General features: G+C 65.0%; 22 protein-coding genes, 1 tRNA gene and 1 pseudogene. 9 read left to right on the forward strand and 15 right to left on the reverse strand.

Going from position 1 to position 25,809, the window contains the following annotated elements; all coding sequences use genetic code 11:
• Positions 1–41: 41 nt before the first annotated feature.
• Together phbB and JQ635_RS29910 are read right to left on the reverse strand one after the other, a co-directional pair.
• Positions 42–767, reverse strand: coding sequence for an acetoacetyl-CoA reductase (gene phbB, locus JQ635_RS29905; RefSeq protein ID WP_211413391.1), 726 nt, complete (start codon positions 765–767; stop codon positions 42–44).
• A 240-nt stretch (positions 768–1,007) separates the two neighbouring features.
• Positions 1,008–2,186 (reverse strand): acetyl-CoA C-acetyltransferase, encoded by a 1,179-nt coding sequence (locus JQ635_RS29910; RefSeq protein WP_211413392.1) that lies wholly within the window; start codon positions 2,184–2,186, stop codon positions 1,008–1,010.
• A gap of 316 nt (positions 2,187–2,502) precedes the next feature.
• Here JQ635_RS29910 and phaR point away from each other — a divergent pair, with 316 nt between their 5' ends.
• Together phaR and JQ635_RS29920 are read left to right on the forward strand one after the other, a co-directional pair.
• Positions 2,503–3,093, forward strand: a complete 591-nt coding sequence (gene phaR, locus JQ635_RS29915; RefSeq protein ID WP_211413393.1) for a polyhydroxyalkanoate synthesis repressor PhaR — start codon at positions 2,503–2,505, stop codon at positions 3,091–3,093.
• Positions 3,094–3,201: 108 nt separating this feature from the next.
• Positions 3,202–3,731: pseudogene (locus JQ635_RS29920) on the forward strand (class I SAM-dependent methyltransferase).
• A 167-nt stretch (positions 3,732–3,898) separates the two neighbouring features.
• Here the strand turns inward: JQ635_RS29920 and JQ635_RS29925 are convergent.
• Positions 3,899–4,786, reverse strand: coding sequence for a branched-chain amino acid aminotransferase (locus tag JQ635_RS29925; RefSeq protein ID WP_211413394.1), 888 nt, complete (start codon positions 4,784–4,786; stop codon positions 3,899–3,901).
• Between the two features lie 117 nt (positions 4,787–4,903).
• On the opposite strand from JQ635_RS29925, the gene JQ635_RS29930 reads away from it, so the two are divergent.
• On the forward strand, positions 4,904–5,839 hold the full coding sequence (locus JQ635_RS29930) for an alpha/beta hydrolase (protein ID WP_211413395.1): 936 nt from the start codon (positions 4,904–4,906) through the stop codon (positions 5,837–5,839).
• A 172-nt stretch (positions 5,840–6,011) separates the two neighbouring features.
• On the opposite strand, the gene JQ635_RS29935 is transcribed toward JQ635_RS29930, so the two are convergent.
• Positions 6,012–6,260 (reverse strand): hypothetical protein, encoded by a 249-nt coding sequence (locus JQ635_RS29935; protein ID WP_211413396.1) that lies wholly within the window; start codon positions 6,258–6,260, stop codon positions 6,012–6,014.
• A gap of 213 nt (positions 6,261–6,473) precedes the next feature.
• Here JQ635_RS29935 and JQ635_RS29940 point away from each other — a divergent pair, with 213 nt between their 5' ends.
• Positions 6,474–7,343: a hypothetical protein gene (locus tag JQ635_RS29940; protein WP_211413422.1), complete on the forward strand. Its 870-nt coding sequence runs from the start codon at positions 6,474–6,476 to the stop codon at positions 7,341–7,343.
• Positions 7,344–7,349: 6 nt separating this feature from the next.
• On the opposite strand, the gene JQ635_RS29945 is transcribed toward JQ635_RS29940, so the two are convergent.
• From JQ635_RS29945 to JQ635_RS29955, 3 genes are all read right to left on the reverse strand, one after another.
• Positions 7,350–7,910: a carboxymuconolactone decarboxylase family protein gene (locus JQ635_RS29945; protein ID WP_211413397.1), complete on the reverse strand. Its 561-nt coding sequence runs from the start codon at positions 7,908–7,910 to the stop codon at positions 7,350–7,352.
• Positions 7,911–8,037: 127 nt separating this feature from the next.
• Positions 8,038–9,183 carry a PLP-dependent cysteine synthase family protein gene (locus tag JQ635_RS29950; RefSeq protein ID WP_211413398.1) on the reverse strand — a complete coding sequence of 382 codons (1,146 nt, stop codon included), beginning with the start codon at positions 9,181–9,183 and terminating at the stop codon, positions 8,038–8,040.
• Positions 9,184–9,224: 41 nt separating this feature from the next.
• Positions 9,225–9,689, reverse strand: coding sequence for an Lrp/AsnC family transcriptional regulator (locus tag JQ635_RS29955; protein WP_080140531.1), 465 nt, complete (start codon positions 9,687–9,689; stop codon positions 9,225–9,227).
• 161 nt (positions 9,690–9,850) lie between these two features.
• On the opposite strand from JQ635_RS29955, the gene JQ635_RS29960 reads away from it, so the two are divergent.
• Entirely contained in the window at positions 9,851–10,864 is a 1,014-nt protein-coding gene (locus JQ635_RS29960; protein ID WP_211413399.1) for a 1-aminocyclopropane-1-carboxylate deaminase, read from the forward strand.
• A gap of 225 nt (positions 10,865–11,089) precedes the next feature.
• Here JQ635_RS29960 and recQ read toward each other — a convergent pair whose 3' ends face one another.
• The 4 genes from recQ to JQ635_RS29980 form a co-directional block, all read right to left on the reverse strand.
• Positions 11,090–12,955 (reverse strand): DNA helicase RecQ, encoded by a 1,866-nt coding sequence (gene recQ / locus JQ635_RS29965; RefSeq protein WP_211413400.1) that lies wholly within the window; start codon positions 12,953–12,955, stop codon positions 11,090–11,092.
• 251 nt (positions 12,956–13,206) lie between these two features.
• Positions 13,207–13,950, reverse strand: coding sequence for a polysaccharide deacetylase family protein (locus tag JQ635_RS29970; protein ID WP_211413401.1), 744 nt, complete (start codon positions 13,948–13,950; stop codon positions 13,207–13,209).
• A gap of 105 nt (positions 13,951–14,055) precedes the next feature.
• Positions 14,056–15,057 carry a homoserine O-succinyltransferase MetA gene (gene metA / locus JQ635_RS29975; RefSeq protein ID WP_211413402.1) on the reverse strand — a complete coding sequence of 334 codons (1,002 nt, stop codon included), beginning with the start codon at positions 15,055–15,057 and terminating at the stop codon, positions 14,056–14,058.
• A 13-nt stretch (positions 15,058–15,070) separates the two neighbouring features.
• Complete coding sequence (locus JQ635_RS29980; protein ID WP_211413403.1) at positions 15,071–16,372, reverse strand: O-acetylhomoserine aminocarboxypropyltransferase/cysteine synthase family protein; 1,302 nt, start codon at positions 16,370–16,372, stop codon at positions 15,071–15,073.
• A 396-nt stretch (positions 16,373–16,768) separates the two neighbouring features.
• Between JQ635_RS29980 and JQ635_RS29985 the strand changes: the two genes are divergently transcribed.
• Positions 16,769–18,067 carry a TadE/TadG family type IV pilus assembly protein gene (locus JQ635_RS29985; RefSeq protein WP_211413404.1) on the forward strand — a complete coding sequence of 433 codons (1,299 nt, stop codon included), beginning with the start codon at positions 16,769–16,771 and terminating at the stop codon, positions 18,065–18,067.
• A 48-nt stretch (positions 18,068–18,115) separates the two neighbouring features.
• Here JQ635_RS29985 and JQ635_RS29990 read toward each other — a convergent pair whose 3' ends face one another.
• The gene (locus JQ635_RS29990; protein ID WP_211413405.1) at positions 18,116–19,690 is read right to left on the reverse strand and encodes an amidase family protein; all 1,575 of its coding nucleotides are present in this window, start codon (positions 19,688–19,690) and stop codon (positions 18,116–18,118) included.
• Between the two features lie 252 nt (positions 19,691–19,942).
• On the opposite strand from JQ635_RS29990, the gene JQ635_RS29995 reads away from it, so the two are divergent.
• Positions 19,943–20,761: a uracil-DNA glycosylase gene (locus JQ635_RS29995; protein ID WP_211413406.1), complete on the forward strand. Its 819-nt coding sequence runs from the start codon at positions 19,943–19,945 to the stop codon at positions 20,759–20,761.
• A complete protein-coding gene (locus JQ635_RS30000) occupies positions 20,758–22,371 on the forward strand; it encodes an amidohydrolase family protein (RefSeq protein WP_211413407.1) in 1,614 nt (537 codons plus the stop codon). The genes JQ635_RS29995 and JQ635_RS30000 overlap by 4 nt, the downstream gene beginning before the upstream one ends.
• Positions 22,372–22,378: 7 nt before the next feature.
• Here JQ635_RS30000 and JQ635_RS30005 read toward each other — a convergent pair whose 3' ends face one another.
• Together JQ635_RS30005 and JQ635_RS30010 are read right to left on the reverse strand one after the other, a co-directional pair.
• On the reverse strand, positions 22,379–23,413 hold the full coding sequence (locus JQ635_RS30005) for an aldo/keto reductase (protein WP_211413408.1): 1,035 nt from the start codon (positions 23,411–23,413) through the stop codon (positions 22,379–22,381).
• Between the two features lie 10 nt (positions 23,414–23,423).
• Positions 23,424–24,605: an MFS transporter gene (locus JQ635_RS30010; RefSeq protein ID WP_211413409.1), complete on the reverse strand. Its 1,182-nt coding sequence runs from the start codon at positions 24,603–24,605 to the stop codon at positions 23,424–23,426.
• A 98-nt stretch (positions 24,606–24,703) separates the two neighbouring features.
• Here JQ635_RS30010 and JQ635_RS30015 point away from each other — a divergent pair, with 98 nt between their 5' ends.
• Positions 24,704–25,657, forward strand: a complete 954-nt coding sequence (locus JQ635_RS30015) for a LysR family transcriptional regulator (protein ID WP_211413410.1) — start codon at positions 24,704–24,706, stop codon at positions 25,655–25,657.
• Positions 25,658–25,663: 6 nt separating this feature from the next.
• Here the strand turns inward: JQ635_RS30015 and JQ635_RS30020 are convergent.
• Positions 25,664–25,753, reverse strand: a tRNA-Ser gene (locus JQ635_RS30020).
• Positions 25,754–25,809: the final 56 nt, after the last annotated feature.

Consider the following 25,809-nt stretch of genomic DNA (forward strand, 5'->3'; position numbering starts at 1 on the left):
CACGAGACGTTGGCCTTAAGATCGAACGTGATGCGATCGCATCACACCATGTACTGGCCGCCGTTGACCGACAGCGTCGAGCCGGTGATGGCGCCGGCCTCATCCGCGGCAAGGAACACGACCGCGCGAGCGATCTCCTCGGGCTCGCCGAGGCGGCCGATCGGGATCAGCGGCAGGATGGCCTTTTCCAGCACGTCCTTCGGCACCGCCTGCACCATCTCGGTGTTGATGTAGCCCGGGCAGATCGCATTCACGGTGACGCCGCCCTTGGCGTTCTCGATTGCCAGAGCCTTGGTGAAACCGATCTCGCCGGCTTTGGCCGCGGAATAGTTCACCTGGCCGAACTGGCCCTTCTGGCCGTTGATCGAGGAGATGTTGATGATGCGGCCGAACTTGCGCCCGCGCATGCCTTCGATCACCTGACGCGACATGTTGAACAGCGAACCGAGATTGGTGCCGATCACGGCGTTCCATTGCTCGAGGCTCATCTTGTGGAAGGCGCCGTCCTTGGTGATGCCGGCATTGTTGACGAGCACGTCGACCGGGCCGACCTCGGCCTCGACCTTCTTCACGCCTTCAGCGCAGGCGTCGAAATTGCTGACGTCCCATTTGTAGACGGCGATGCCAGTCTCGGCCTTGAACTTCTCCGCCGCTGCATCGTTGCCGGCATAACTTGCCGCGACCTTGTAGCCGGCCGCCTTCAGCGCCTTGCTGATCGCAGCTCCGATGCCCCGCGTACCACCCGTCACCAGTGCAACACGTGCCATATCGTATTCCTTCCCTTGGACTCTTCCTTGGACTCTTCGGACGCTTTTGAGTGATCGTTTTTAGCTACGGATTATGCGGGTCGTTTGACGGACATCAAGAACAAAACGCCCGGCGTGAGCCGGGCGTTTCTCTTTAGTCGAGGCTTGCAAGGTTGCGAAGAATATTTGATTTGCAACCGCCGCCTTTTTAGTCGCGTGCAACGCACTCAATCAGGTGTGCGGCGCACGCGTCAGCGACCTTCAGTCGCGCGCCAGACACATCGCGATACCCATGCCGCCGCCGATGCACAGCGTGGCGAGGCCCTTCTTCGAATCGCGCTTCTGCATCTCGTGCAGCAGCGTCACCAGCACGCGCGCGCCGGAGGCACCGACCGGATGGCCGATCGCGATCGCGCCGCCATTGACGTTGACCTTCGAGGTGTCCCAGCCGAGGTCCTTGTTGACGGCGCAGGCCTGCGCCGCAAAGGCCTCGTTGGCCTCGATCAGATCGAGATCGCCGACGTTCCAGCCGGCCTTCTTCAGCGCGAGACGCGAGGCCGGGATCGGGCCCGAGCCCATGATCTTCGGATCGACGCCGGCCTGCGCCCAGGACACGATGCGCGCGATCGGCTTCTTGCCTTCCTTGGCGGCCTGCTTGGCCGTCATCAGCACCACGGCGGCAGCGCCGTCATTGATGCCCGAGGCCGAGCCCGCGGTGACCGTGCCGTCCTTCTCGAAGGCCGGCTTGAGCTTCGCCATCGCGTCGAGCGTGGCGCCATGGCGCGGATATTCGTCGGCGCTGACGACCACGTCGCCCTTGCGGGTCTTGATGGTGACGGGAACGATCTCGTCGTTGAACTTGCCGGCCTTCTGCGCGGCCTCGGCCTTCTGCTGCGAGGCGACCGCGAACTCGTCCTGCTGGGCGCGGGTGATCTGCCACTGCCGCGCGACGTTCTCGGCGGTGTTGCCCATGTGGTAGCCGTTGAAGGCATCCCACAGGCCGTCCTTGATCATGGTGTCGACGAACTCGACGGCACCCATCTTGACGCCGCCGCGCAGATACTGGGCGTGCGGGGCCATGCTCATGGATTCCTGGCCGCCGGCGACCACGATCTCGGAATCGCCGTTGAGCAGCGCCTGGTAGCCGAGCGCGACCGTGCGCAGGCCCGAGCCGCAGAGCTGGTTGACGCCCCAGGCCGGGCTTTCCACCGGAATGCCGGCGGCGATCGAGGCCTGGCGGGCCGGGTTCTGACCCTGGGCCGCGGTCAGGATCTGACCCATGATGACTTCCGAGACCCGGCCGGGCTCGATGCCACCGCGCTCCAGCGCGGCCTTGATGGCGATAGCGCCGAGGTCATGGGCAGGAAGGGTCGCGAAGGCTCCGTTGAAGCTTCCGACCGGGGTGCGGGCGGCGCTGACGATGACGACATCGTCTGACATGGGGCATCTCCTGGGGCTTGAGGTTCTTGTGAAGGGGCAGGCGGGGCTGGAAAAACGCTCGCCAGTCTCGTCAGCCATCCTGTTAACGTCGTTGAGGCATGTCAATCGGCGGGGGGCCGAATCTATGCCGCAGCGCATTCAAAATAGCGTTCTTGGCGCTTTCGCAAGCACGTTTTTGCTGCCCGATTAACCGTGGCGCACAAAACGGTAGCGTGACCCCTTTGAAAATGCTTATTTTGTTGCGTTGCGTACTCTTCCCGCCCTGCGGCATAGCCCGCCGGGTTCCCGTTCTCAGCGTTTTTGCAAGTGAGAGCCCATGGCGAAATCAGACCAACCCACCACCATCAAGAAATACGCGAACCGCCGGCTCTATAACACCGGAACGAGTACTTACGTGACGCTGGAAGACCTCGCCGCCATGGTCAAGGACGGCGAAGATTTCCTGGTCTACGACGCCAAGACCGGCGACGACATCACCCGCTCCGTGCTGGCCCAGATCATCTTCGAGCAGGAGAACAAGGCCGGCCAGAACCTGCTGCCGACCACCTTCCTGCGTCAGCTGATTCGCTTCTACGGCGACAGCATGCAGATGGTGGTGCCGAAATATCTGGAGCAGTCGATCGCGACGCTGACCCAGGAGCAGGAGAAGTTTCGCAAGCAGATCGCCAACACGCTGTCCGGCACTCCGTTTGCGCCGCTGGAGGAACAGGTCCGCCGCAACATGGAGCTGTTCCAGCAGACCTTCTCGATGTTCAAGCCGTTCGCCGCGCCCCGCCCGGCGGCCAGCCCCGAGCCGGAGCCCGATACGAACGCCGAGGCGCCCAAGGACAGCAACATCGACGATTTGCGCCAGCAGATGAAGGAAATGCAGGAGCGCCTCGAGCGGATGTCCAAGAAGGAGGAATAGCTCCTTCGTTCGTACCGGCGCGTCCGCAAGCGGCGGGCGCGCGAATTGCCACTTGATCCCGGCAGCGCCGCTGACGCGCTGCCGTCCCCGGCCAGGGCCGGAGCCGCCTTGTCTGACCGCACCACGCACTGGGAGAACGTCTACGCCACCAAGGGCGAGACCGAGGTCAGCTGGTATCAGGACAACCCGGCGATCTCGCTCGCGATGATTCGCGCCGCCAATTCCGATCATGATGCGGCCATCATCGATATCGGCGGCGGCGCGTCGCGGCTGGTCGATGCACTGCTTCAGGACGGATACCGCCGTCTTGCCGTGCTGGACCTCTCCGCCAACGCGCTTGACATGGTGAAGAAGCGAATCGGCCAGGCCGCTTCGACAGTCGACTGGATCGTTGCCGACGCCACGACGTGGCGGCCGACCAGGACCTACGACGTCTGGCACGATCGCGCGGCGTTTCACTTCCTGACCGATCCCGATGATAGGGCGGCTTACCGGTGCAGCGCCACGACAGCGCCAGCCTTGCGGCTGAACTCGGGCCGGCGTTCGAGCTGGTCGAGACGCGGCGCGAGATACACCACACACCGTGGGATTCGACGCAGGCGTTTCAGTTCAGCCGGTTTCGGAGGCGGGGCCCATAAATAGGGCGTGGCGCATGCCCCACCCTCGGTGTCGTCCTGGCGAAGGCCAGGACCCATACCGCGAGGTCTATCCGTAGCGATCGGTGGCAGTACCGAACGACTGATCTTCGCCAAACTTCTCCATGGGGTAATGGGTCCTGGCTTTCGCCAGGACGACATCGGAGAGCCTACGCCGCCAGCTTCACCGCATGCGCGAAATCCCAATAGAGCTTGCGCGCCTTGGTGTAGAACGGGCCCGGCTTCAGCTCGCGCTCGTCGATGCGGATCACCGGCGCGACCTTGGCGAAATTGCCCGATGAAAAGATCTCGTCGGCGGCGAGGAAGTCGGCGTAGCGCAGCGTCTTCTCGACCACGGTGACGCCATCGCCGCGAAGCAGGCTGATGACGCGCTGGCGCGTGATGCCGTTGAGGAAGGTACCGTTCGGCACCGGCGTGAACACCACACCGTCCTTGGCCATGAACACGTTGGAATTGCCGAACTCGGCGACATTGCCGAGCATGTCCAGCATCAGCGCGTTCTGGAAGCCGCGCGAGGCCGCCTCGGCGAGTGCGCGCGAATTGTTCGGATAGAGGCAGGCCGCCTTGGCTTCGACCGGCGCGCATTCGGCGGTGGGCCTGCGGAACGGCGACAGCGTGATCGCGTTGCCGACGGGTTTCGGTATCGGCGCCTCGTAGATGCTCAGACACCAGTTGGTGGAGTCAGGATCGAACAGCACGCCGCCGCCGAGCCCACTCTGCGCCCAGTACATCGGGCGGATATAGAGCTCGGCATTCGCCGCGAACCGCGCGATACCTTCGTTTGCGAGCGCGAGCCAGGTGCCGGCATCGACCACCGGCTTCAGGCCAAAGCTGATCGCGGATTGATTGGTGCGCGCGCAATGACGATCGAGATCGGGCGCGACGCCTTCGAACGCACGGGCGCCGTCGAACACGACCGAGCCGAGCCAGGCCGCATGCGTGCGCGGCCCCATGATCGGCACATTGCCGTCATGCCATTTGCCCTCGAAGAAGGTCCAGCTCGGTGAATATTCGATTGCCTTCTTGATCTCGGCCATGACCTGCCTCCCGTGGGCGTGATGCGGTATTATAGCGTCACTATTGGCGGAACTTCTAAATGATTCCCTGCGCAGAAGAGGTAGGCTACCTTTTCCCATAAGGGAGAAGGAAGCAGCATGCCGCTCGACCCGCTCGCAAAGCGTTTGTTGACCATGATGGCTGCGGCTGGGCCGCAAGCGCGGAGCCGGCCCAGCGTCGAAGCACGGCGGCAATCGCTGGCAAAGCTGATGCAATTCGCACGCACCGAGGCACCTGACGTGACCGCGTCCGACGGCATGCTGCCCGGCCCTGGCGGAGAAATCCCCTACCGGCTCTATTCACCCGCTTCTGCCGGCGAATCCGCGCCAGGCTTCGTGTTCTTCCATGGTGGCGGCCTCGTTGCCGGCAGCATCGCCACGCATGACCGCATCGCCGCGGCGCTGGCGCATGCGACCGGATGCCGCCTGGTCTCGGTCGACTACCGGCTCGCGCCCGAGCACAAGTTTCCCGCTGCCGTGGACGATGCGATCGCCGCGACCGAATGGGTCGCGCGCGAGGCGCCCTCCCTCGGCATCGATGCCGAGCGGCTGGTTGTCGGAGGCGATTCCGCCGGCGCCACATTGGCGGCGATCGTGTGCCAGGAGGCTCTGCAAAACGCCGGCCTCTCCATCGTAGCGCAATGCCTGATCTGCCCGGTGCTGGATTTCGAGGAGACCTCGCCGTCGCGCGAGGAATTCGCCGAAGGCCATCTGATCGATCGCACCACGATCGAAGCCGATCTCGCCGACTATCTGCCCGAGGGCTTCGATGCCGCCGATCCGCGCATCTCGCCGCTGCGCGCGAGCAGGCTCACGGGTCTGCCGACCGCGATCATCCACACCGCCGAGTTCGACCCGATGCGCGACGAGGGCAATGCCTATGCGCGCAAGCTGCTCAGCGCGGGCGTTGCCGTCGAGCACGTCTGCCATGACGGCATGGTCCACAATTTCCACGCCATGGGCGCGATCCTGCCACAGGCGCAGCTCGTGCTGTCGCAGATCGGCGAGCAGGTGCGGCGGGCGGTGGAGAGGTGAGACGCTTCCTTACCCTCTCCCCTTGTGGGAGAGGGTGGATCGCCGCGTAGCGGCGAGACGGGTGAGGGGTCTCTGTCCGCGAATCCAACTCTTGTTTGAACGCGCCGAGGCATACCCCTCATCCGGCGCTTCGCGCCACCTTCTCCCGCAAGGGGAGAAGGGAAGAAAGTAACTAGACCCTCGCGCCGAGCACGGCCCTCGCGGCCACGACATATTCCGGCCAGTGCGCATCCGCGTAGCGTTCGGCCTGGCGCGCGCAGGTGATATCGGGCGCATGCGCGGCTGCGATGGTGCGCGCGAAGCGCTCTTCGGCGACCGTCACGTCGCCGGGTTCGGCCGAGGGTGCAGCGGCGGCAACGGCGGTCGGAGCAACAGCGAGCCCCGCCAGACCGGTGAGCAGGATGCGGCGTGACGTGTTCATGGCTGTCGTCCTCCATTGTCCGCCCGCACTGTGGCGGGCGGGTGTGTCAGTGCGATCACGGCAGGGTAACCGCCCGCGTCCATGCCGTCCATCGCTTGCGGATAGCGCTTGACCACACGCGTGATCACGTTCCATCTAACAACGGTTTTGCCATCAAATCGCCACGCGTCGGATCGTCACGTGCCCCATCGCAGCCAATCCCGTCGTCCGGCTTTGCGCACTGCCGCGACGGGACTGCTTTGTCTGGCGATCCCGGCAGGCGCCTTCGCGGCCGACGATGAGGAGGACAAGCCGGCAAAGCCGGCTGTGCCGAACATCTATCTCGACCTGCGCACCAGCTACGCGGCGATCCCGGCGGGCACGCTCGGGCTCGGCTTCGGCACCACCTCGCTATCGGCTGCATTCCAGTCCCTCGCGGTACGACGGGGCACGACGCTGCCGAACGGCTTGCCAGCGGCAAAAGCCATCGCCATCGACCTGCCGCTGACCGTCGACGTCAGCGACCGCGTCTCGCTCTATGGCGGCGTGTCGGGCTCGACCGTGGACATCGGCAGCGGCTGGTCGTCCTTCGACATCACCAGCTGGAACATCGGCGTGCAGGCCGATCTCTACCAGCAGAATGGCGGCAAGATCCCGACCATCACGCTGCAATCGACCCTGACGCAGTCGGTGCCGAACGAACAGGGCATGACGAATTCCTTCAACAACATCCTGGAATTCGACTACGCGCTCGACGAGGACGAGACGCGGGGCTGGCTGGCCGGCCTGCAATATACCACCGCCACCGTCGCCAGCCCGTTCGCCACTATCCGGCCAAACACGATCCTCTATGCCGGCGGCTACTACCAATGGCCGAGCAACTGGAAGTTCACCGGGCGCCTCGGCATACAGTCTTTCGGCGGCGCGCAGTTCGCCGGCCGAACGCTGGCGGCGTCCTTCACCCAGCCGACCCTGCGGCTCGACCTCGACCGCATGGACGACAACGACAACCGCCTGTTCGGCATCACCGCGCAGATCGCGTGGACGCCAAAGCCGGCCTACCAGCTGACGCTGCGCACGCCGCTCTACGCGGTGCGCAATTAGGCGCTACTACTCCGGCACCGGCACGTCGAAGGTGTTGAGCGTGACCGAGACCATGCAGTAGACACCGACGAGATAGGACAACTCGGCCGCGCCGTGCTCGCCGAATTCCTTCACGGCCGCACGATAAGTCAGCTCCGGAAGCACGCCGCCGCTCACAAGGGCGGAGGCCATGTCATAGGCGACTGCCTCCTGCCTTGTGAGGTCCACCGGCCGCTGGCCGGCGACGATGGTCGCGAGCTTCTCGTCGGTGAGCCCGCGCTGCTCGGCCACCAGCACATGGGCGTAGAGCTCATAGCCGGAGCGGAAATGCGAGCCGGTGACGAGGATCGCGACCTCGCGCACGGCGGCCGGCAGCAGCGGGTTCGACGCGATCGCCTTGACCAGCTCCCACACCGGCCCACCGAAACGCGGCTCGCGGATCCAGGGATTCCAGGGCCCGAGCAGCGCGCCGTCGTCGCGCATGTTCACGAAGCCCTTGAAGTGGTCCTTGATGCCGGCCTGCATGTCGTCATAGAGCGGCTTCTGTTCAGCACTCAGGTCTTTCGGATCGAGAATGGGAAGGCGCACGGCGGGATCTCCTCGTTGAGAAGAGGCAACCGTCACCTGCACGCTCGCGCAAGGCAAGTGAAGTTGCCGTGACGGGCCGTGCGATTTCGTAAATCGCACGAAGATGTCCGCTACGGGCTTTTGCGCCCTATGCGCTCTGCGGATTGACGACGTCGTCGACATCAAGCGCCAGTGGCGCACCTGTCTCAAGGAACGACGACAGCGCCGCCTCGACCGGCGCCGGATCGAGACCGCGCGCTTTCAGCCATTCCGGCTCGTAATAGGTCTGCCGGTAGCGCTCGCCGGAATCGCAGATCAGCGTCACCAGCGATCCCGTCACGTTCGCCTTGCGCATCTCCGATGCAAGCCGGCACAGCGCCAGGAAATTGGTGCCGGTGGAGCCGCCGACCACGCGGCGCAGCCGGCGCGACAGCACGTTCATCGCCGCGATCGTTGCCGCATCCGGGATCTTCATCATGCGGTCGACCACGCCGGGCACGAAGGACGGCTCGCAGCGGGGACGGCCGACACCCTCGATCAGCGACGGGCGGTCGCAGACATGGGAACGGTCCTGCGTGCGGAAGCAATCGAAGAAGGCGGAATACTCGACATCGGCAACGCACAGCCGCGTCGGATACTGGCGATAACGCAGATAGCGCCCGATGGTGGCCGAGGTGCCGCCGGTGCCGGCGCCCATCACGATCCAGTCCGGGATCGGCCGCGGCTCGCCCGCCAATTGCGTGAAGATCGATTCGGCGATGTTGTTGTTGCCGCGCCAGTCGGTGGCGCGCTCGGCGAAGGTGAACTGGTCCATGTAATGGCCGTTCAGCCGGGCGGCGAGCGCGGCGGCCTCCGCATAGAGGGCGCGCCCGTCGTCGATCAGATGGCAGTTGCCGCCATAATGCTCGATCGCCGCGATCTTCTCGGCCGAGGTCGTGCGCGGCATCACGGCATAGAAAGGCACGCCGATCATCTGCGCGAAATAGGCCTCCGACACCGCGGTCGATCCCGACGAGGCCTCGACCACGGGCGTGCCTTCGCGGATGTGGCCGTTGCAGAGCGCATAGAGGAACAGCGAGCGCGCCAGGCGATGCTTCAGGCTGCCCGTCGGATGCGTGGATTCATCCTTGAGATAGATGTCGATGCCTGACAGCGCCGGCACGATCAGCCGGATCAGGTGCGTGTCGGCGGTGCGGCACTGGTCGGCCTCGATCGCGGCGACGGCCTCGTCGACCCAGCCGCGCCGATAGGCCGGCCCGGCCGGATTGTGCTGGCGGAAGGGGAATGTCTGCATCGGCCGAATCTCTCATGATGCGGATCGCGCATCAAGTGCGCTCAAAACTCCAGCGGCGCGTTGTCGACGACCTCCTTCATCACGAAGAAGGTGCGGGTCTGGCGCACGCCGGGCAGCGCGATGAGCTGCTCGCCATGGATGCGGTTGAAGTCCTCCATGTCGCCGACCCGGATCTTGAGGAAGTAATCGAAGTCGCCGGCGACGAGGTGGCAGTCGAGCACGAATTTCAGTTTTGCAACCGCCTGCTCGAAGATGGCAAAGCTCTCCGGGGTGGAGCGGTCAAGCACGACGCCGACCATCACCAGCGTGCCCTTGGCCACCTTCTTCGGGGCGATCATCGCGCGCACAGTGGCGATGAACCCGTCCTCGAACAGGCGCTGGGTGCGACGGTGGCAGGTGGCGGGGCTGATCGCGACGGTTTCGGCCAGCTCGGCATTGCTCAGCCGCCCGTTATTTTGCAGCAATCTCAATATCTTAAGGTCAGTTCGATCGAGCCGGGCGGCCATGGAAGAAGCTTCCGAAAATATGGACTAATTCGGAAGGAATAGTATCTATTAGCGCAGCGGACGCAAGAAGGTGCGCAATATCAATGCAATATTTGAGAGCACATTTTCCCACGGCAATGCTAGCCACATCCCAGATCAACGCCAATCGGGATGACCTGACCATGCTGGAAAAATTCGCGCGCTACCCGCTGACCTTCGGACCGACGCCGATCGAGAAGCTGGAGCGGCTGTCAAAACATCTCGGCGGCAATGTCGAGATCTATGCCAAGCGCGAGGACTGCAATTCCGGCCTCGCCTATGGCGGCAACAAGCTGCGCAAGCTCGAATACATCATTCCCGACGCAATCGCCTCCAACGCCGACACGCTGGTGTCGATCGGCGGCGTGCAGTCCAACCACACCCGCATGATCGCAGCGGTGGCCGCCAAGATCGGCATGAAGTGCCGCCTGGTGCAGGAGGCCTGGGTGCCGCACGAGGACGCCGTCTATGACCGCGTCGGCAACATCATGCTCTCGCGCATCATGGGCGCCGACGTCCGCCTCGTCGACGACGGTTTCGACATCGGCATCCGCAAGAGCTGGGAGCAGGCGATCGAGGAAGTGAAGGCGGCGGGCGGCAAGCCCTACGCGATTCCCGCCGGCGCGTCCGTGCACAAATATGGCGGGCTCGGCTATGTCGGCTTTGCCGAGGAGGTGCGCAAGCAGGAAGCCGAGCTCGGCTTCAAGTTCGACTACATCATCGTCTGCACCGTCACCGGCTCGACCCATGCTGGCATGCTGGTTGGCTTTGCGGCGGACGGCCGTGCGCGAAAGGTGATCGGCATCGACGCCTCGTTCACGCCGGCGCAGACCAAGGCGCAGGTGCTCTCGATCGCACAGAACACCGCCAAGCTCGTCGAGCTCAGCAAGGACATCGTCGCGGATGACGTCGTGCTGATCGAGGATTACGCCTATCCCGCCTATGGCGTGCCGTCGGAGGAGACCAAGGAGGCAATCCGCCTCACCGCGCGGCTCGAGGCGATGATCACCGACCCTGTCTACGAGGGCAAATCGATGCAGGGCCTGATCGACCTGACCAAGAAGGGCCATTTCGAGAAGGGCGCGAAGATCCTCTACGCCCATCTCGGCGGCGCACCGGCGCTGAACGGCTACGGCTACGCGTTCCGGAATGGGTGAGAGGCCCAGCTCGCGCCTCACACAACGGTGTCGTCCCGGGCAAGCGTCAGCGCAGACCCGGGACCCATAACCACAGGATTGCGTTTGGCGGAGACACGCAGTTACCAGCTTGCCATAACCACATTGTCCTGTGGTTATGGATCCCGGATCTGCGCTCTGCTCTCGACAACGCTACGCGTTGTCGAGAGCTACGCTTGTCCGGGATGACAGCGGAGAGGTTGGTGCCTACCGCGTCCTGACGATCTGCAGCAGCTCGTCGCCGTAATGCTCGAGCTTCTTGTCGCCGATACCAGGCACGTTGCGCAGCTCGTCCAGCGTCGTCGGCCAGGCCCGCACGATGCCGTCGATGGTGGCATCGTGCAGCACCACATAGGCCGGCACGCCGCGCTCTCGCGCGACGTCCGAACGCCAGGACCGCAGGCGCGCGCGCAATTCGGGATCGACGTCGCCCTGTGGCGCGCTCGCCGCGGGTGCGAGTTCGCCGCGGCGGGATTTTGCGCGGCTTGACCGGATGCGGGTGCCGGGAGCCTCCTCGCGCAGCCAGACTTCCGTTTCTCCGCGCAGCACGCCGCGCGCGGACTCCGTCAGCTTCAGCGCGCCATAGGCCTCGCTGTCGCTCTGCAAATGGCCCATCGCCACCAGCTGCCGCAGCACCGTGCGCCATTGCTTCTCGTTGAGCTCGCGCCCGATGCCGAACACCGACAGCTTGTCGTGGCCGAACTGCGTAACCTTCTCGGTCAGGCGCCCGACCAGCACGTCGATCAGGTGCATCGCGCCAAAACGCTGCCCGGTGCGATAGACGCAGGACAACAGCTTCTGCGCCAGCACCTTGCCGTCGCGCATTTTTGGCGGCGTCAGGCAATTGTCGCAATTGCCGCAGGTCTCGGCCGTCACGACCTCGCCGAAATAGGCGAGCAGGCGCTTGCGCCGGCAATGCGCGGTCTCGGCTAGACCGACCAGCGCGTCGAGCTTCCCGATCGAGACCCGCTTGAAATCGTCGGACCCGGCCGACTCGTCGATCATGCGGCGCTGCTGCACGATATCGGACAGGCCATAGGCCATCCACGCCGCCGACGGCTTGCCGTCGCGGCCGGCGCGGCCTGTCTCCTGGTAATACGCCTCGATGCTCTTGGGGAGGTCGAGATGGGCGACGAAACGCACGTCGGGCTTGTCGATGCCCATGCCGAAGGCGATGGTCGCGACGATGACGATGCCGTCCTCGTTGAGGAAACGGTCCTGGTTGCGCGAGCGCACGCTGCTGTCGAGACCGGCATGATAGGGCAGCGCGGCAATGCCGGCGTCGTCGAGCGCGGCGGCGACCTCCTCGACCCGGTTGCGCGACAGGCAGTAGACCACGCCGGCATCACCCATATGACGCTCGCGGATGAACTCCTTGAGCTGCGACACCGCGTTGCGCTTGTCGACGATCTCGTAGCGGATGTTGGGGCGGTCGAAGCTGGAGACGAATTGCGGGGAACCGGCAAGCTGGAGCCGTTCGACGATCTCCTTGCGCGTCAACTCGTCGGCGGTGGCGGTGAGCGCGATGCGCGGCACGTCGGGAAAGCGCTCGGCGATGATGGAGAGGCCGACATATTCGGGGCGGAAGTCGTGCCCCCATTGCGAGACGCAATGTGCCTCGTCGATCGCGAACAGCGCCACCTTCGCCTGCGCCAGCAGCGACAGGCAGCGCGGCGTGACCAGCCGTTCCGGCGCGACATAGAGCAGATCGAGATCGCCTGCGATCAGGCGGCGTTCGACGTCGGAGGCCTCCTGCGGCGACAGCGACGAGTTGAGCGCAGCGGCGTTGACGCCCGCCTCCAGCAGGCCCGCGACCTGGTCGCGCATCAGCGCGATCAGCGGCGAGACCACGATGCCGCAGCCTTCGCGCAGCAGCGATGGAAGCTGGTAACACAGCGACTTGCCGCCGCCAGTCGGCATCAGCACGAGGCAATTGCCGCCGCCGGTGACGTGCCGGATGATGTCACCCTGCGCGCCGCGGAACCCCGGCAGGCCGAACACCGAATGCAGCACCGACAGCGCATCGCGGCCGTTGGCCGGCGCGGGCAGCGGAGCGGTCGATGGAGCGTTCATGGGTGTATCGGAGCGCGGCCGTGGGATTCGTCACAAGGCCAGTCGCATGCTGGCGCGGCCGTGGCAAGACCGTTTGCGGGTGAGGCGCGACTCTTCCCCTCTCCCCTTGTGGGAGAGGGTGGCTCGCCGCACTAGCGGCGAGACGGGTGAGGGGTTCTATCCGCGAACACGATAGAGATTATCATGCCGAAACAACCCCTCATCCGGCGCTTCGCGCCACCTTCTCCCACAAGGGGAGAAGGAAGAGAGCCCTACGCCCCGATTCGCCGCAGCGCTTCTGCGACCGTCACGATCGGCATGTCGCGCTTGCCTGCCGCCTCCAGCGCGTGGCGCATCAAATGCGGCGTGCAGCCATAGGGGCTCGGCGCATTGGCGATGTCGTGGGTGTAGAAGATGAGCCAGCCGCCACTTGCGGCCGCCTCTTTGAAATAGCGATCCACGCCTGCCGGATCGATCTCGCAATCGACCAGCGGAGAGGCGCGCAGGAACTGGAGATCGATGACGTCACGATTGACGCCGGGAAGAATGCCGCGCGCCGAGCGGAACGCCTTCGCCAGCTGCGGCTTGCGCCAGACCGAGGCGATCCCATAGGGGTAGGCGAAATTCTCCAGCGTGATCGAGGAATCGATCGCGCGGAAATGGCTGCGGTTCCGCTCGATCTCGCAGGCCATGGCGGCCTCGTCGAGATTGGCCGAGCTCTGATGCGAGAAGGTGTGGCAGGCAATCTCGTGACCGGCCTGGTGAAGCCGGACGATCGCATCGTTCGACAGACCGTGCCAGTGATCCGACGGTTGATCGATCAGGCTGCCGGCGATGTAGTAGGTGCCGCGACCGCCATGCGCTTCGAGCAGCGAGGCGCCCTCGCCTGCGGCGCTATCGGGAGCATCGTCGAAGGTGAAGCTCACCATCGGCGCATGCGCAGGCAGCCGGTGCGGCGCGGCGCGAAAGTGCCGGGCCAGCCGATTGCTCACGCGTCCCTGGAATGCCGACCACACGACAGCGTTTCCTGTGTTCCGTATTTCTCTACTGAAACATTCGTGCGCCGGCTGAGGCAAGCCTAACGCTTTGGTAATCCTAATGCGAAACCAACGTCCCTAGGACTAGCGCGCCAGGACCGAGGCATCGGCTTCCGCGCCGAGATATTGCAGCCAATTGCGGAACAGCGCCGCCGCCGCGCTACCGGCGGCGATATCGGCGCGCAAATGAAGCGCCGGCAGGTCGTTGGTCAGCGCCGGATGGCGCTCCTGCCTCGCCCGCTTCTCGAAGCGAGCCAGCTTCTCTTCGGTGACTGCGTCAAAATAGCTCACGGGCACGTGCGGGTAATTCTCGCGCTCGCGCGCGAGGTAGCGGCCGACGTCGCGCAGATATTCGCGCTGGAGCGACAGCGCGTCATATTCCGGATGCCCCTGGAAGAACACGAAGCGGCTGGCATATTGGCGGACGAAGACGTCGACCCCGGCGTCGGCCGAACGGGTCAGCACCTGGTAGCCGGCCTGCGCGAGGTCGCTCTCGGCGATCTCGTTCAGGCGCGAATGCGAAACCTTGAGCGGCGCAGGTGCCGCTTGCGTGAGGGAATCATCCGCCACCGCTTCGCAGTCGAAGATGCCGTGACATTTGGCCGGCAGGCGGCGCCGTTCGATGCCGTCGAGATGCAGCACCGCCGCGTGCGCGGCAAGGCACGACCAGATCGCCGAGCGCGTGTTGGCCTTGGCCCAGTCGATCAGATCGGTGAGGTCGCGCCAATACGGTTCCTGGGAGAGCTCGGGCGCGACCGGCTCCGCGCCGGTCACGATCAGCCCGTCGAACCGCCCGCGCTTGAGATCCGCAAGATCGGAATATTCGCTCTCGACATGCCATTTCGCCTCCGGCGAGCGCTTGACCGAGGGCAGCGAGAAGCAGTGGAAACGGACGCGGCGCGGGCCCGCGGCAGCCTGCAGCAGCTTCATGAACTGCCGCTCGGTCGCCTTCAGCGCCGGATCCGGCATGTTGTTGATCAGTCCGATGGTGAGCTCGGCATCCGCGTGATCGCGCGCCAGATCGCCCTCGGCCGGCACCAGCGCCGGGCTCGATATGCCTTGATCCCTGTCGATCAAGATCGTCATCGGGGCCGTCCGCCTACTCCGCGGCCTGAAGACGCGACGACGGACAGGCTTTCTCCAGCGCCTGGTCGATGTCCTCGATGATGTCAGTGGAATGCTCGATGCCGATCGACAGGCGGATCGTCTCCGGCAGCACGCCGGCGGCGCGCTGCTGCTCCGCCGACATCTGACGGTGCGTGGTCGAGGCCGGATGGCAAGCGAGCGATTTGGCGTCGCCGATATTGACGAGGCGCGTGATCAGCTTCAGCGCATCATAGAAGGACTTGCCGGCTTCCATGCCGCCCTTGATGCCGAAGGTGAACAGCGACGAGGCGTTGCCGTCGAGATACTTTTGGACGAGCGGGTAGTAGGGGCTGTCGGGGAAGCCCGTGTAGTTGACCCAGGCAACGCGCGGGTCAGTCCGCAGAAACTCGGCGACCTTGCGGGCGTTCTCGACATGGCGCTCCATGCGCAGCGCTACGGTCTCGATGCCCTGGAGCAGCAGGAAGGCATTGAACGGCGACAGCACCGAGCCCATGGTGCGCTGATAGACACTGCGCGCGCGCTCGATATAGGCGGTCCGGCCGAAACGCTCGGCATAGACGAGGCCGTGATAGGAGGCGTCCGGCTTGTTGTAGGCGGGGAAGCGGTCGGCGTATTTCGCCCAAGGGAAGTTACCGGAATCGACGATCGCACCGCCGAGCGTGGTGCCATGGCCGCCAAGGAACTTGGTCAGCGAGTGCACGGCGATATCGGCGCCGTAGTCGAACGGCGTGAGCAGAATCGGCGTTGCGACCGTGTTGTCGACGATCAGCGGCACGCCATGCGCATGCGCGATTTTCGCCAGCGCCTCGATGTCGCAGACATTGCCGGCGGGGTTGCCGATCGTCTCGGCGAACACCGCGCGGGTGTTCTCGTCGATCAGCCTCTCGATCGCCTCGGGCTTGTCGCTCTCGGCGAAGCGGCCGGTGATGCCCTGACGCGGCAGGATGTGCGAGAGCAGCGTGTGCGTGGTGCCGTAGAGCTGCGGCACGGAGACGATGTTGCCGCCGTGGTCGGCGACGTTGACGAAGGCGAAATGCAGTGCGGCCTGGCCGGTCGCAACCGCGAGCGCGCCGACACCGCCTTCGAGCTGGGCGATGCGCTTCTCCAGCACCGCGCTGGTCGGATTGGCGATGCGGCTGTAGCGGAAACCTTCAGCCTCGAGATTGAACAGGGCCGCGCCATGATCGGCGCTGTCGAAAGCGTAGGCCGCGGTCTGGTAGATCGGCACGGCGACCGCGTGCGTGGTGGCTTCGGGTTCGTAGCCGGCGTGAATAGCGATCGTCTCGTTGCGCATCGTGCCACCTCCGCATGGAGCGGGCCGCACTTATTGGCCTGTATGAGGCGCGTGCGTTGTCCGCCGTCCCTCTGTTAGAGGCGGGTGGTAAAGCGGACAATAATTCGCTTAGAGATCGAGGAAGTAACCCTAACGGTTATTGGTGAATTGGCTCAAATTCGCGTTAAATTGGATTAATGAATTGATGCATATGGCGGCCCTGCCGGAAGTGCCGCCCGCTTCCGTTCCGCGACGGCGCGGCACGAGCCCCCGCCCCAATCGTTTCGCAACGTCTCTCAAAGCGCTGGCGACACGATCCGCAATCAGTGGACACGAACGTTCACGCCACGGTCAATCGTTGCGTAAGTTCACCGATTTTACGCTGGCGCATCGTTTCTTGCTTTGGGACATGCCGGCTTGACGAACGTCAACAGAGGTCACCTGCTCTCGCGCTTCGTCTCCGACCGACGCGGCAACATCGCCGTCATCTTCGCGCTGGCGCTGGTACCGCTGCTGTCCTTCGTCGGCGCCGCGGTCGACTACTCACTTGCCGCGCGAGCGAGAACAAAGCTGATCGCCGCGCTCGACACCGCCGTGCTGGTCGCGACCGCGAAGAGCGAGATCACCAAGAGCGCATCGGCCGCGCAAAGCGACGCCCTGAACACATTTACCGGACAGATGTCCGCGTACGGCCTGGCGACGGGCTCGGTGACCATCACCGTGACCGACAGCGTCACCACCCGCACCGCCACCGGAACGGCGTCGGCATCGGTGACCACCTATTTCATGGGAATCCTGGGCTACAAGACCCTGGAATTCTCGGCCACCTCGAGCGCGGCGGCCTCGTTGCCGTCCTACATCGACTTCTACGTGCTGCTGGACAACTCGCCGTCGCAGGGGCTCGGCGCTACCACGGCCGACATGACCGCATTACAGAACGCGACGTCCGACAGCTGCGCCTTCGCCTGCCACGACACCTACACGTCGAGCTCGAAGAAGACCAAGCAGACCAACAGCTATTATTCGATCGCGAAGAAGCTCGGGATCAAGATGCGGATCGACCTGGTGCGGGACGCAACGCAGTCGCTGACGGACACCGCGACCGCGAGCCAGCTCGTCAGCAACCAGTATCGGATGGCTGTCTACACCATGGGCAGCGATTGCGCCTCGATCGGCCTGACCACGATCTCGGCGCTGACCTCGAGCCTCTCTTCGGTGAAGACGGCGGTGTCCGCCGTCGACCTGATGACGATTCCCTACACCAACTACAATAACGACATGTGCACGGATTTCGACGGCATCCTGTCGTCGATGAACGGCGCGATTCCGACCCCCGGCGACGGCTCCTCGTCCTCGCCGCAGAAATGGCTGTTCTTCGTCGCGGATGGCGTTGCCGACTACTACTACCCTTCGAGCTGCACTCAGACCGTGATCAGCTCGTCGGGCCGGTGCCAGGAGCCGCTGACGACGACGATCTGCGACACCATCAAGGCGCGCGGCGTCAAGATCGCGGTGCTCTACACCACCTACCTCGCGATCACCAACAACAGCTGGTACAACACCTACATCGCACCATGGCGCAGCTCGATCGCGACCAAGATGCAGGCCTGCGCGACGTCGGGTTATTACTACGAGGTCTCGAGCGACTCGAGCATCACCGACGCGTTGAACGCGCTGTTCCAGAAGGCGATCGCCTCCGCGCATCTAACCAACTGATCGGCCCACGCAGGCTCCGCGTGTGACGCGGAGCCCTTGCGCATGGCATCAAGCCATCGTCTCCCAGAGGCGATGGGCGATCACGCCGGCACGCTTCTCGATCGCGGCTGCGGCATCGAGCGCGAGGTCCTCGCGATAGCGCCCGGCAATGAGCTGCACGCCGATCGGCTTGCCCTCGTGGACGGCGACCGGCACCACAGCGCCGGGCAGGCCCAGCACGTTGATCGCGGAGATGAAGCGAATCTCGCCCCAGAAGATCTCCTGCACCCGCTCGGCGCTGACCGTGTCGTCGCGCGGGCCCGGCGTCGGCTTCACCGTGGTCGGTGCGAGCACGACCGGATACTCCTCGAAGAACAGCTGCCAGGCGCGGATGTGGCCGTTGCGCGCGGCCGTCGCCTGCATCCAGGCCTTGAGATCGAGCACATTGGCCTTGGCTTTCATGCCGCCCCAGGCCTTGTGAAAGTCCTCGGACGTGACCTTCAGCATGCTGGCCTCCTGCATCACCACCGTCTCGTTGGTGATGATGTCGCACCAGGTCTGCCAGACGCCGTTGATGTCGGGCACCTCAACCTCGCTGACGCGGTAGCCGGAGCGCTCGAGGTGATCGGCGGCCTGGCGCAGCGCCGCGGCGACGGACGGATCAACATCCATGTCCTCCGGAATCTTTGCGAGTGCGACCTTGATGGGACCCTTCGGCTTCGGCCCGACCAGCGGCGCCGGCATCCACCAGGGGTCGCGCGGGTCACGCTGGCTCATCGCCTCCAGCGCAAGACGAACGTCGGCGACATGGCGGGCAAGCGGCCCCTGCGCCGACATCAGATGCGCCAGCATCGGCCGCTCCGCCGTTGCGCTGCCATTGAAGGCGGGGATGCGGCCCTGCGTCGGCTTGATGGTGGCAACGCCGTTGCAATGCGCCGGCCAGCGCAGCGAGCCGCCGATATCGTTGCCATGGGCGATGGTGCCGATGCCGGCGGCAACCGCCGCGCCGGCTCCGCCGGACGAACCGCCGCAGGTGATATCAGGATCCCAGGGGTTCAGCGTCAGCCCGTGCAAGGGATTGTCGGTGAAGCCGCGGAAGGAGAATTCCGGCGTGTTGGTGAGACCGATGACGATGGCGCCGGCCTTCTTCAGGTTGCGGACGACAGGTGAGTCCGACGGCGCGATGAGATCCTTGTTCGCCGGCACGCCGTTGAAGTTCGGCCGCCCCTCGTAGTCGACGTTCTCCTTGATGGTGATGGGCACGCCGTGCAGGAGGCCGAGTTCGCCGCCCCTGGCGCGCTGCTTGTCCGCCGCATGCGCCGCCTTCAGCGCCTCCTCGCCGAGATCGACGACGACCGCATTCAGCCTGGGATTGACCGCGCGCATCCGGTCCAGATGCGCCTCGACGGTCTCGACAGCGGAGATTGCGCCGGCGCGGATCGCGGCCGCGGTCTCGACCGCAGACCATTGCCAAGCCGGCCCCTTCGGGCGACGTGCCGCGGCTGGCTTGCGCGGTGCCACCTTCTTGACTGTCTTCTTCGCGGTCTTCGCGACGGCGCCCATTCGGGCGGTGCCGGTCTTGTTCGAGGTCTTCGTTACCTTCTTTGCAGTCGTTTTCTTCTTGGCCGCCGCCTTCTTCGCCACGTCGCATCTCCAAAAAATTGCGCCGCGGAGGTTATGGAGATCACACGACCGTGTACAGGTGCGTTTCTGCATGGCGCGTTGTCGCGACGCTCTGTCACGCCCCATGACGAAGCGGCAGACGATCGTGAACCTTTGGGCGATCTGGCTAGACCCATATGCTGGTTGAGTGATTAATGACATGACCGCCAAGATTGCCGCATCGACAGGTTCGGTGACGCAGCTATTTTGACCTCGACAGATTGGAGCATTGCCATGCTCACGGAGTTCGACGGCGGATACGGCGAGCAACCCTTTCGCGATTTGTGCACCAACTACCCCGGCCCTGAAGCCTACGACCCCCACGATTTCCGCATTGAATGGGGGCCGATCTTTCATCGCGGCCGGCTCGACGGATCGGCGCGTGTGCTCGTCGTCGGTCAGGATCCCGCCCAGCACGAAACGATCGTGCGCCGGATCCTGGTCGGCACCGCCGGCCGCCGGACGCAAGGCTTCCTCGCCAAGCTCGGCATCACGCAGAGCTACGTGATGGTGAACACCTTCCTGTACAGCGTTTACGGACAGAGCGGCGGCTCCAAGCACAAGAACGAGCCCGGCATCGTCGACTATCGCGACAAATGGTTCAAGGCCGTGCTCGCGCCCGGCAACATCGAGGCCGTCGTCGCGCTCGGCGGCCTCGCGGACGAGGCCTGGAAAGCGTGGCTGAAGACTGCCGATGGCGCGGCTTACAAGAGCCTCGCCTATCAGCACATCACGCACCCGACCTGGCCGGAAAGCTCCGCCCATGATGCCGCCACGCAAGCCGCCAATACCAAGATCATGCTGGCCAAATGGAATACCGCGCTCGCGGCGCTCGCGCCCAAGGTCGAACACCCAGACGTCCAGACATCGCTCGCGCCCTATGGCGATGCCTTCAAGCCATCCGAGCTCGTCGACATCATTGCAAAGGACTTCCCGGCGGGGCTGCCGGCCTGGATGCGTGGAGATACGCCATGGGCCGTGCGCCAGGGCGCTGACGCAGCCACCAAGCGGCGCAACATCACGATCACCATTCCCAATGGGGTGATCCCATGAGCCCGGCCGCAGGCCCGAAGCGCTGGGCGCTGAGCGGACGGATCGTGACGATGGCGGCCGAAGGCGACGTCATCAAGAGCGGGACGATCTTCATCGAGGATAGTCGCATCGCCGCGGTCGTTCCGAAGGGACAGCCGGCGCCAACGGGCTTCGAAACCGTCGCTCCGGTGGTGACCGGGGGCACCATCTATCCCGGACTGATCGAGCTGCACAATCATTTGAGCTACAACATCCTGCCGCTCTGGCAGGTGCCGCAGCTCTACGGCAATCGCGACCAGTGGCAGAACGCCAAATCCTACAAGACGTCCGTGACCGGTCCGATGAGCGCGATCGCGCTCGCCGATGACGGCTCGCTGCTGCCGGCCCTCGTCCGTTATGTCGAAGCCAAATGCATGGTCGCGGGAACGACGACGAGCCAGGGAATCACGCTGTCGAACTGGAGCGGCACGATCCACAAATATTACAAGGGCGCGCTGCGTGCCGCCGAGATCGGCAGCCCGCCGGATCTTCCACGCGCCCACTCCAAGATTCCCGACATCGACGCCGAGGATTGGGCGAAATTCGACAACGAGCTCAAATCGTCGTCGTGTTTCCTGCTGCACCTGAGCGAAGGCATCGATACCAAGGCGCACAGCCACTTCCTCGCCCTGCGCAATCCTCAAGGCGACTGGGCGCTCGAACCGTCGCTGGCCGGCATTCATTGCACGGCGCTGGACGCAACCGACTTCGGAACGATGGCCGAAAATCATGCCAAGGTCGTCTGGTCGCCCCTGAGCAATCTGCTGCTCTACGGCAAGACGACGGATGTCGTCGCAGCACGCACCGCCGGCCTCACCATCGCGCTCGGCTCGGACTGGTCGCCATCAGGCAGCAAGAACCTGCTCGGCGAGCTGAAGGCGGCGAAGGTCGTGTCCGCGCATTTCAGTCTTGGCTTCAGCGACTACGACATCGTCTCGATGGCGACGCGCAATCCGGCCGCGATCCTGAAATGGGACCCGAAGCTGGGGACCATCGCCAGCGGCAAGTTCGCCGATCTTCTGGTCGTGAAGGGCGTCACCGGCGATCCCTACGGCCACCTGATCAAGTCGCGTGAGCAGGATATCGTTCTGGTCACCATCGGCGGGCGACCGCGTTATGGGACGAAGACGGTCATGCAGAAGGCGGGCGGAAGCGGCGAGGCCCTCAAGGTCGGCAGCAGCGCGCGAGTCATCGACTTCTCCTCGGCCGACCAGGACCCGGGCATCGAAAAGATCTCGCTGGCGGAGGCGACGACCCGCTTGCGTGCCGCGCTCGGCAATCTCGGCACACTGCAGCCGCACAGCCTCGCCATGAGCGATGCGATCGCTCGGGGAGCGGCCTCGCGCACCGGATGGCGTCTCGCACTGGACGAGCAGTTCGGCAACAATGTCCAACTGCGCCCGCGGCTGGAATATGCCGGTGTCCGAACCGGCCCTGATCTGCTCGCCACGGATGCAGCGGCCCCTGAGCCGCTGCATCCGATCAAGCTGGATGGCCTTACGGTGGCCGATGATCCCGTCTTCATCGACACGCTGAAGAGCGAATCCAACCTTCCGCAAGGAATAGGCGCTGCGATCGCCGCCTTCTATTAGCGATCCCTCACACCAGCGGCGGATTGAGCCGCGCAAAACCCTCCTGGATGCGGTAGGGGTAGTAGGGATAGGCGGGCATCACCGCGCTGACCTCGTCGAGACGCTTGATCTGATCCGCGCTCAGCGACCAGCCGACGGCGCCGAGATTGTCGCGCAGCTGCACCTCGTCGCGGGCACCGATGATCACGGAGGAGACCGTGGGGCGCGACAGCAACCAGGCGATCGCGACCTGCGGCACGGTGCGGCCGGTCTCCGCAGCAATCGCGTCCAATACGTCCACGACGGCGTAAAGGCGCGCATCGTCCACGGGCGGGCCGAACTGTGCGGTGGCGTGCAGGCGGCTCGCTTCCGGCAGCGGCTGGCCGCGCCGGATCTTTCCCGTGAGTCGGCCCCAGCCCAGCGGGCTCCAGACCAGTGCGCCGACGCCCTGGTCGCGCGCAAGCGGCATCAGCTCCCATTCATAGTCGCGGCCGAGCAGCGAGTAATAGACCTGGTGCGCGACATAGCGCGGCCAGCCATGCCGGTCTGCAATAGCGAGCGACTTCATCAGCTGCCAGCCAGCGAAATTCGAGACGCCGACATAGCGCAGCTTGCCGGCACGTACGAGCGCATCGAGTGTCGACAGCACCTCCTCGATCGGCGTGAACGCGTCGAAAGCGTGGAGCTGAAGCAGGTCGATGTGGTCAGTGCCAAGCCGGCGCAGCGCCGCATCGACCGAGGCCAGCAGCCGCTGCCGCGACGAGCCCGCATCGAGCGGGCCCTCGCCCATCGGCAGGCTCATCTTGGTCGAGATCAGCACCTTGTCGCGGCGGCCCTTGATCGCAGCACCGAGGATCTCCTCGGAGGCGCCGTTCGAATAGACGTCGGCGCTGTCGAACAAATTGACGCCGGCATCGAGGCAGATGTCGACCAGCCTGCGGGCCTCATCGATGCCGCTGCGGCCCCAGGCGGAAAACAGCGGGCCCTGGCCGCCGAACGTGCCGGTGCCGAAGCTGAGGACGGGGACCTTGAGCCCGGATGCCCCGAGATTGCGGTATTGCATGATCGCTCTCCTATTCCGCCGGGCACGCCGCAACTGCGGCCGCCGTGCGATCGAGCTGAAGACTCCACAGCGCCAGCACGAGACCGATCGCGGTGATGCCGGCTGCGACCAGCGGCAGTGCGGAAAGGCCGAGCCCGCGATCGATGGCGACGCCGCCGGCCCATGCCCCCAGCGCGTTGCCGAGATTGAACGCGGCGATGTTGAGGCTGGAGGCGAGCGTGCGGCCGCTGGGGCCAGCGGCTTCCAGCACGCGAAGCTGGAGCGGCGCGACGGTTGCGAAGGCGGCGATGCCCAGCAGCAGGATCAGCACGACCGCGGGGATCTTGACCGACAACACCGCGGCAAGGCCGAGCAGCACGATGGCGAGCGCAGCGAGCGTGCCGATCAGGGCGCGCGCGAGGCCACGGTCGGCGAGCTTGCCGCCCGCGACATTGCCGACCGCAAGCCCGACGCCGAACACCAGCAGGATCGGCGACACGGCCGTTTCCGGAAAGCCGGTGAAGCGCGTCAGGATCGGCTGGATATAGGTGAAGACGACGAACAGGCCGGCAAAGCCGAACACGGTCATGGCAAGGCCGAGCAGCACCTGCGGACGGCCGAGCACCGCGACCTCTTCAGCGAGCGAGATCGGCTTGTCGCCGTTGCCGACATGTCCGGGCACGAGCATCGCGACCACCGCGAACGCAATCACGCCGATGACGGTCACCGCCCAGAACGCCGCGCGCCAGCCGAGCATCAGGCCGAACCAGGCGCCGAAGGGCACGCCCAGCAGCGTGGCGACCGTGAGGCCGATGAACATGGTCGCAATCGCCGAGGCGCGCTTGTCCTCGGCGACGAGGCTGGTGGCCACGACCGAGCCGACGCCGAAGAACGTGCCGTGGGCAAGCGAGGTCAGCACGCGCGCCGCCATCAGCAATTCGTAAGTGGGCGCCAACGCGCAGGCGGCATTGCCGAGCGTGAAGATCGCCATCAGCGCCAGCAGCACGGTTTTGCGCGGCAGCCGTCGCGTGGCCAAGGTCAGCACCGGCGCGCCGACGAAGACGCCAAGCGCATAGCCGGAGATGAGCAGACCCGCGACCGGCACGGAGACATGCATGTCGGCGGCGACCTGGAGCAAGAGGCCCATGATGATGAATTCGGTGGTGCCGATACCGAAGGCACCGGCGGTGAGCGCGAGGACGGCGGGAGGCATGCGTTGCTCCAATGGATGAGACGAGCCACGCAGATAGCTGCACCGCGGCAAAACCATTAGAATGTCCACAATCCAATCATTTGTGACGTGAATTCAACATGGCCCGTTTCGACACCAACCGCTCCGCCGAGATGGAGGTCTTCGTCCGCGTCGTCGACCTCGCCGGCTTCACCCCGGCCGCGCGAAAACTGCGGCTGACGCCGTCGGGCGTGAGCAAGCTGATCTCGCGGCTGGAGGCGCGGCTCGGCTCGCGGCTGATCAACCGCACCACGCGCAAGCTCACGCTGACCGAGGAGGGCCAGGCCTTTTACGACCGCGCCGTGCGTATCCTCAGCGAGATGGAGGAAGCCGAGCGCGAGGCGGCCTCGGGCGCCGCGCCGCGCGGCCGCCTCACGGTCAACAGCAACATCCCCTTCGGCATGCTGCACATGATGCCGCTGATCCCGCGCTTCCTCGAACAGCATCCCGAAATCACGCTCGACCTCGTGCTGACCGATACGCTGATCGACCTGATGCAGGAGCGTGCCGACGTCGCCATCCGTGTCGGACCTCTGAAGACGTCGCGCCTAATCGCGCGCAAACTCGGCACCAGTCGCATGGTCGTGGTCGGCGCGCCGAATTATCTCGCCCGCTTCAGCACACCGAAGACACCGGCCGATCTCGCCGATCACCGCGGCATCGGCTGGACCTTTCCGCGCATCCGCGGCGGCTGGCCATTCCGACGCGGCGATCACACCGAGGAAGCCGTGCCGCCGCCGATCGCCCGCGCCAGCGACGGCGAAGCCGCCCGGCGCCTCTGCCTCGGCGGCGTGGGACTAGCCCGCCTCGCCCTCTTCCACATCGGCCCCGACATCGAGGCAGGCCGCCTCGTGCCGGTTCTCCAAAACTACAATCCTGGCGACCGCGAAGACATCCACGCCGTCTATGTCGGCCACACCGCGCCGCTCCCCGCGCGCGTGCGCGCGTTCATCGATTTTCTCGCGGAGCATGTGAGGGTGAACGATCCCGCGCTGAAGCGCGCCGGGGATGGGACGTGGAAATTGGTGGGGTGAGGCTCATGGCGGAGAGAGTGGGATTCGAACCCACGGTACGGTTTCCCGCACACACGCTTTCCAAGCGTGCGCCTTAAGCCACTCGGCCATCTCTCCGGAGCGCCCTCTCTTGAAGGGGCGCCGGTGATTTTGCAAGGGATCGCGGGAAAATC

Origin of the sequence: Bradyrhizobium iriomotense (assembly GCF_018130765.1) — a bacterium.
Taxonomy (GTDB): domain Bacteria; phylum Pseudomonadota; class Alphaproteobacteria; order Rhizobiales; family Xanthobacteraceae; genus Bradyrhizobium; species Bradyrhizobium iriomotense_A.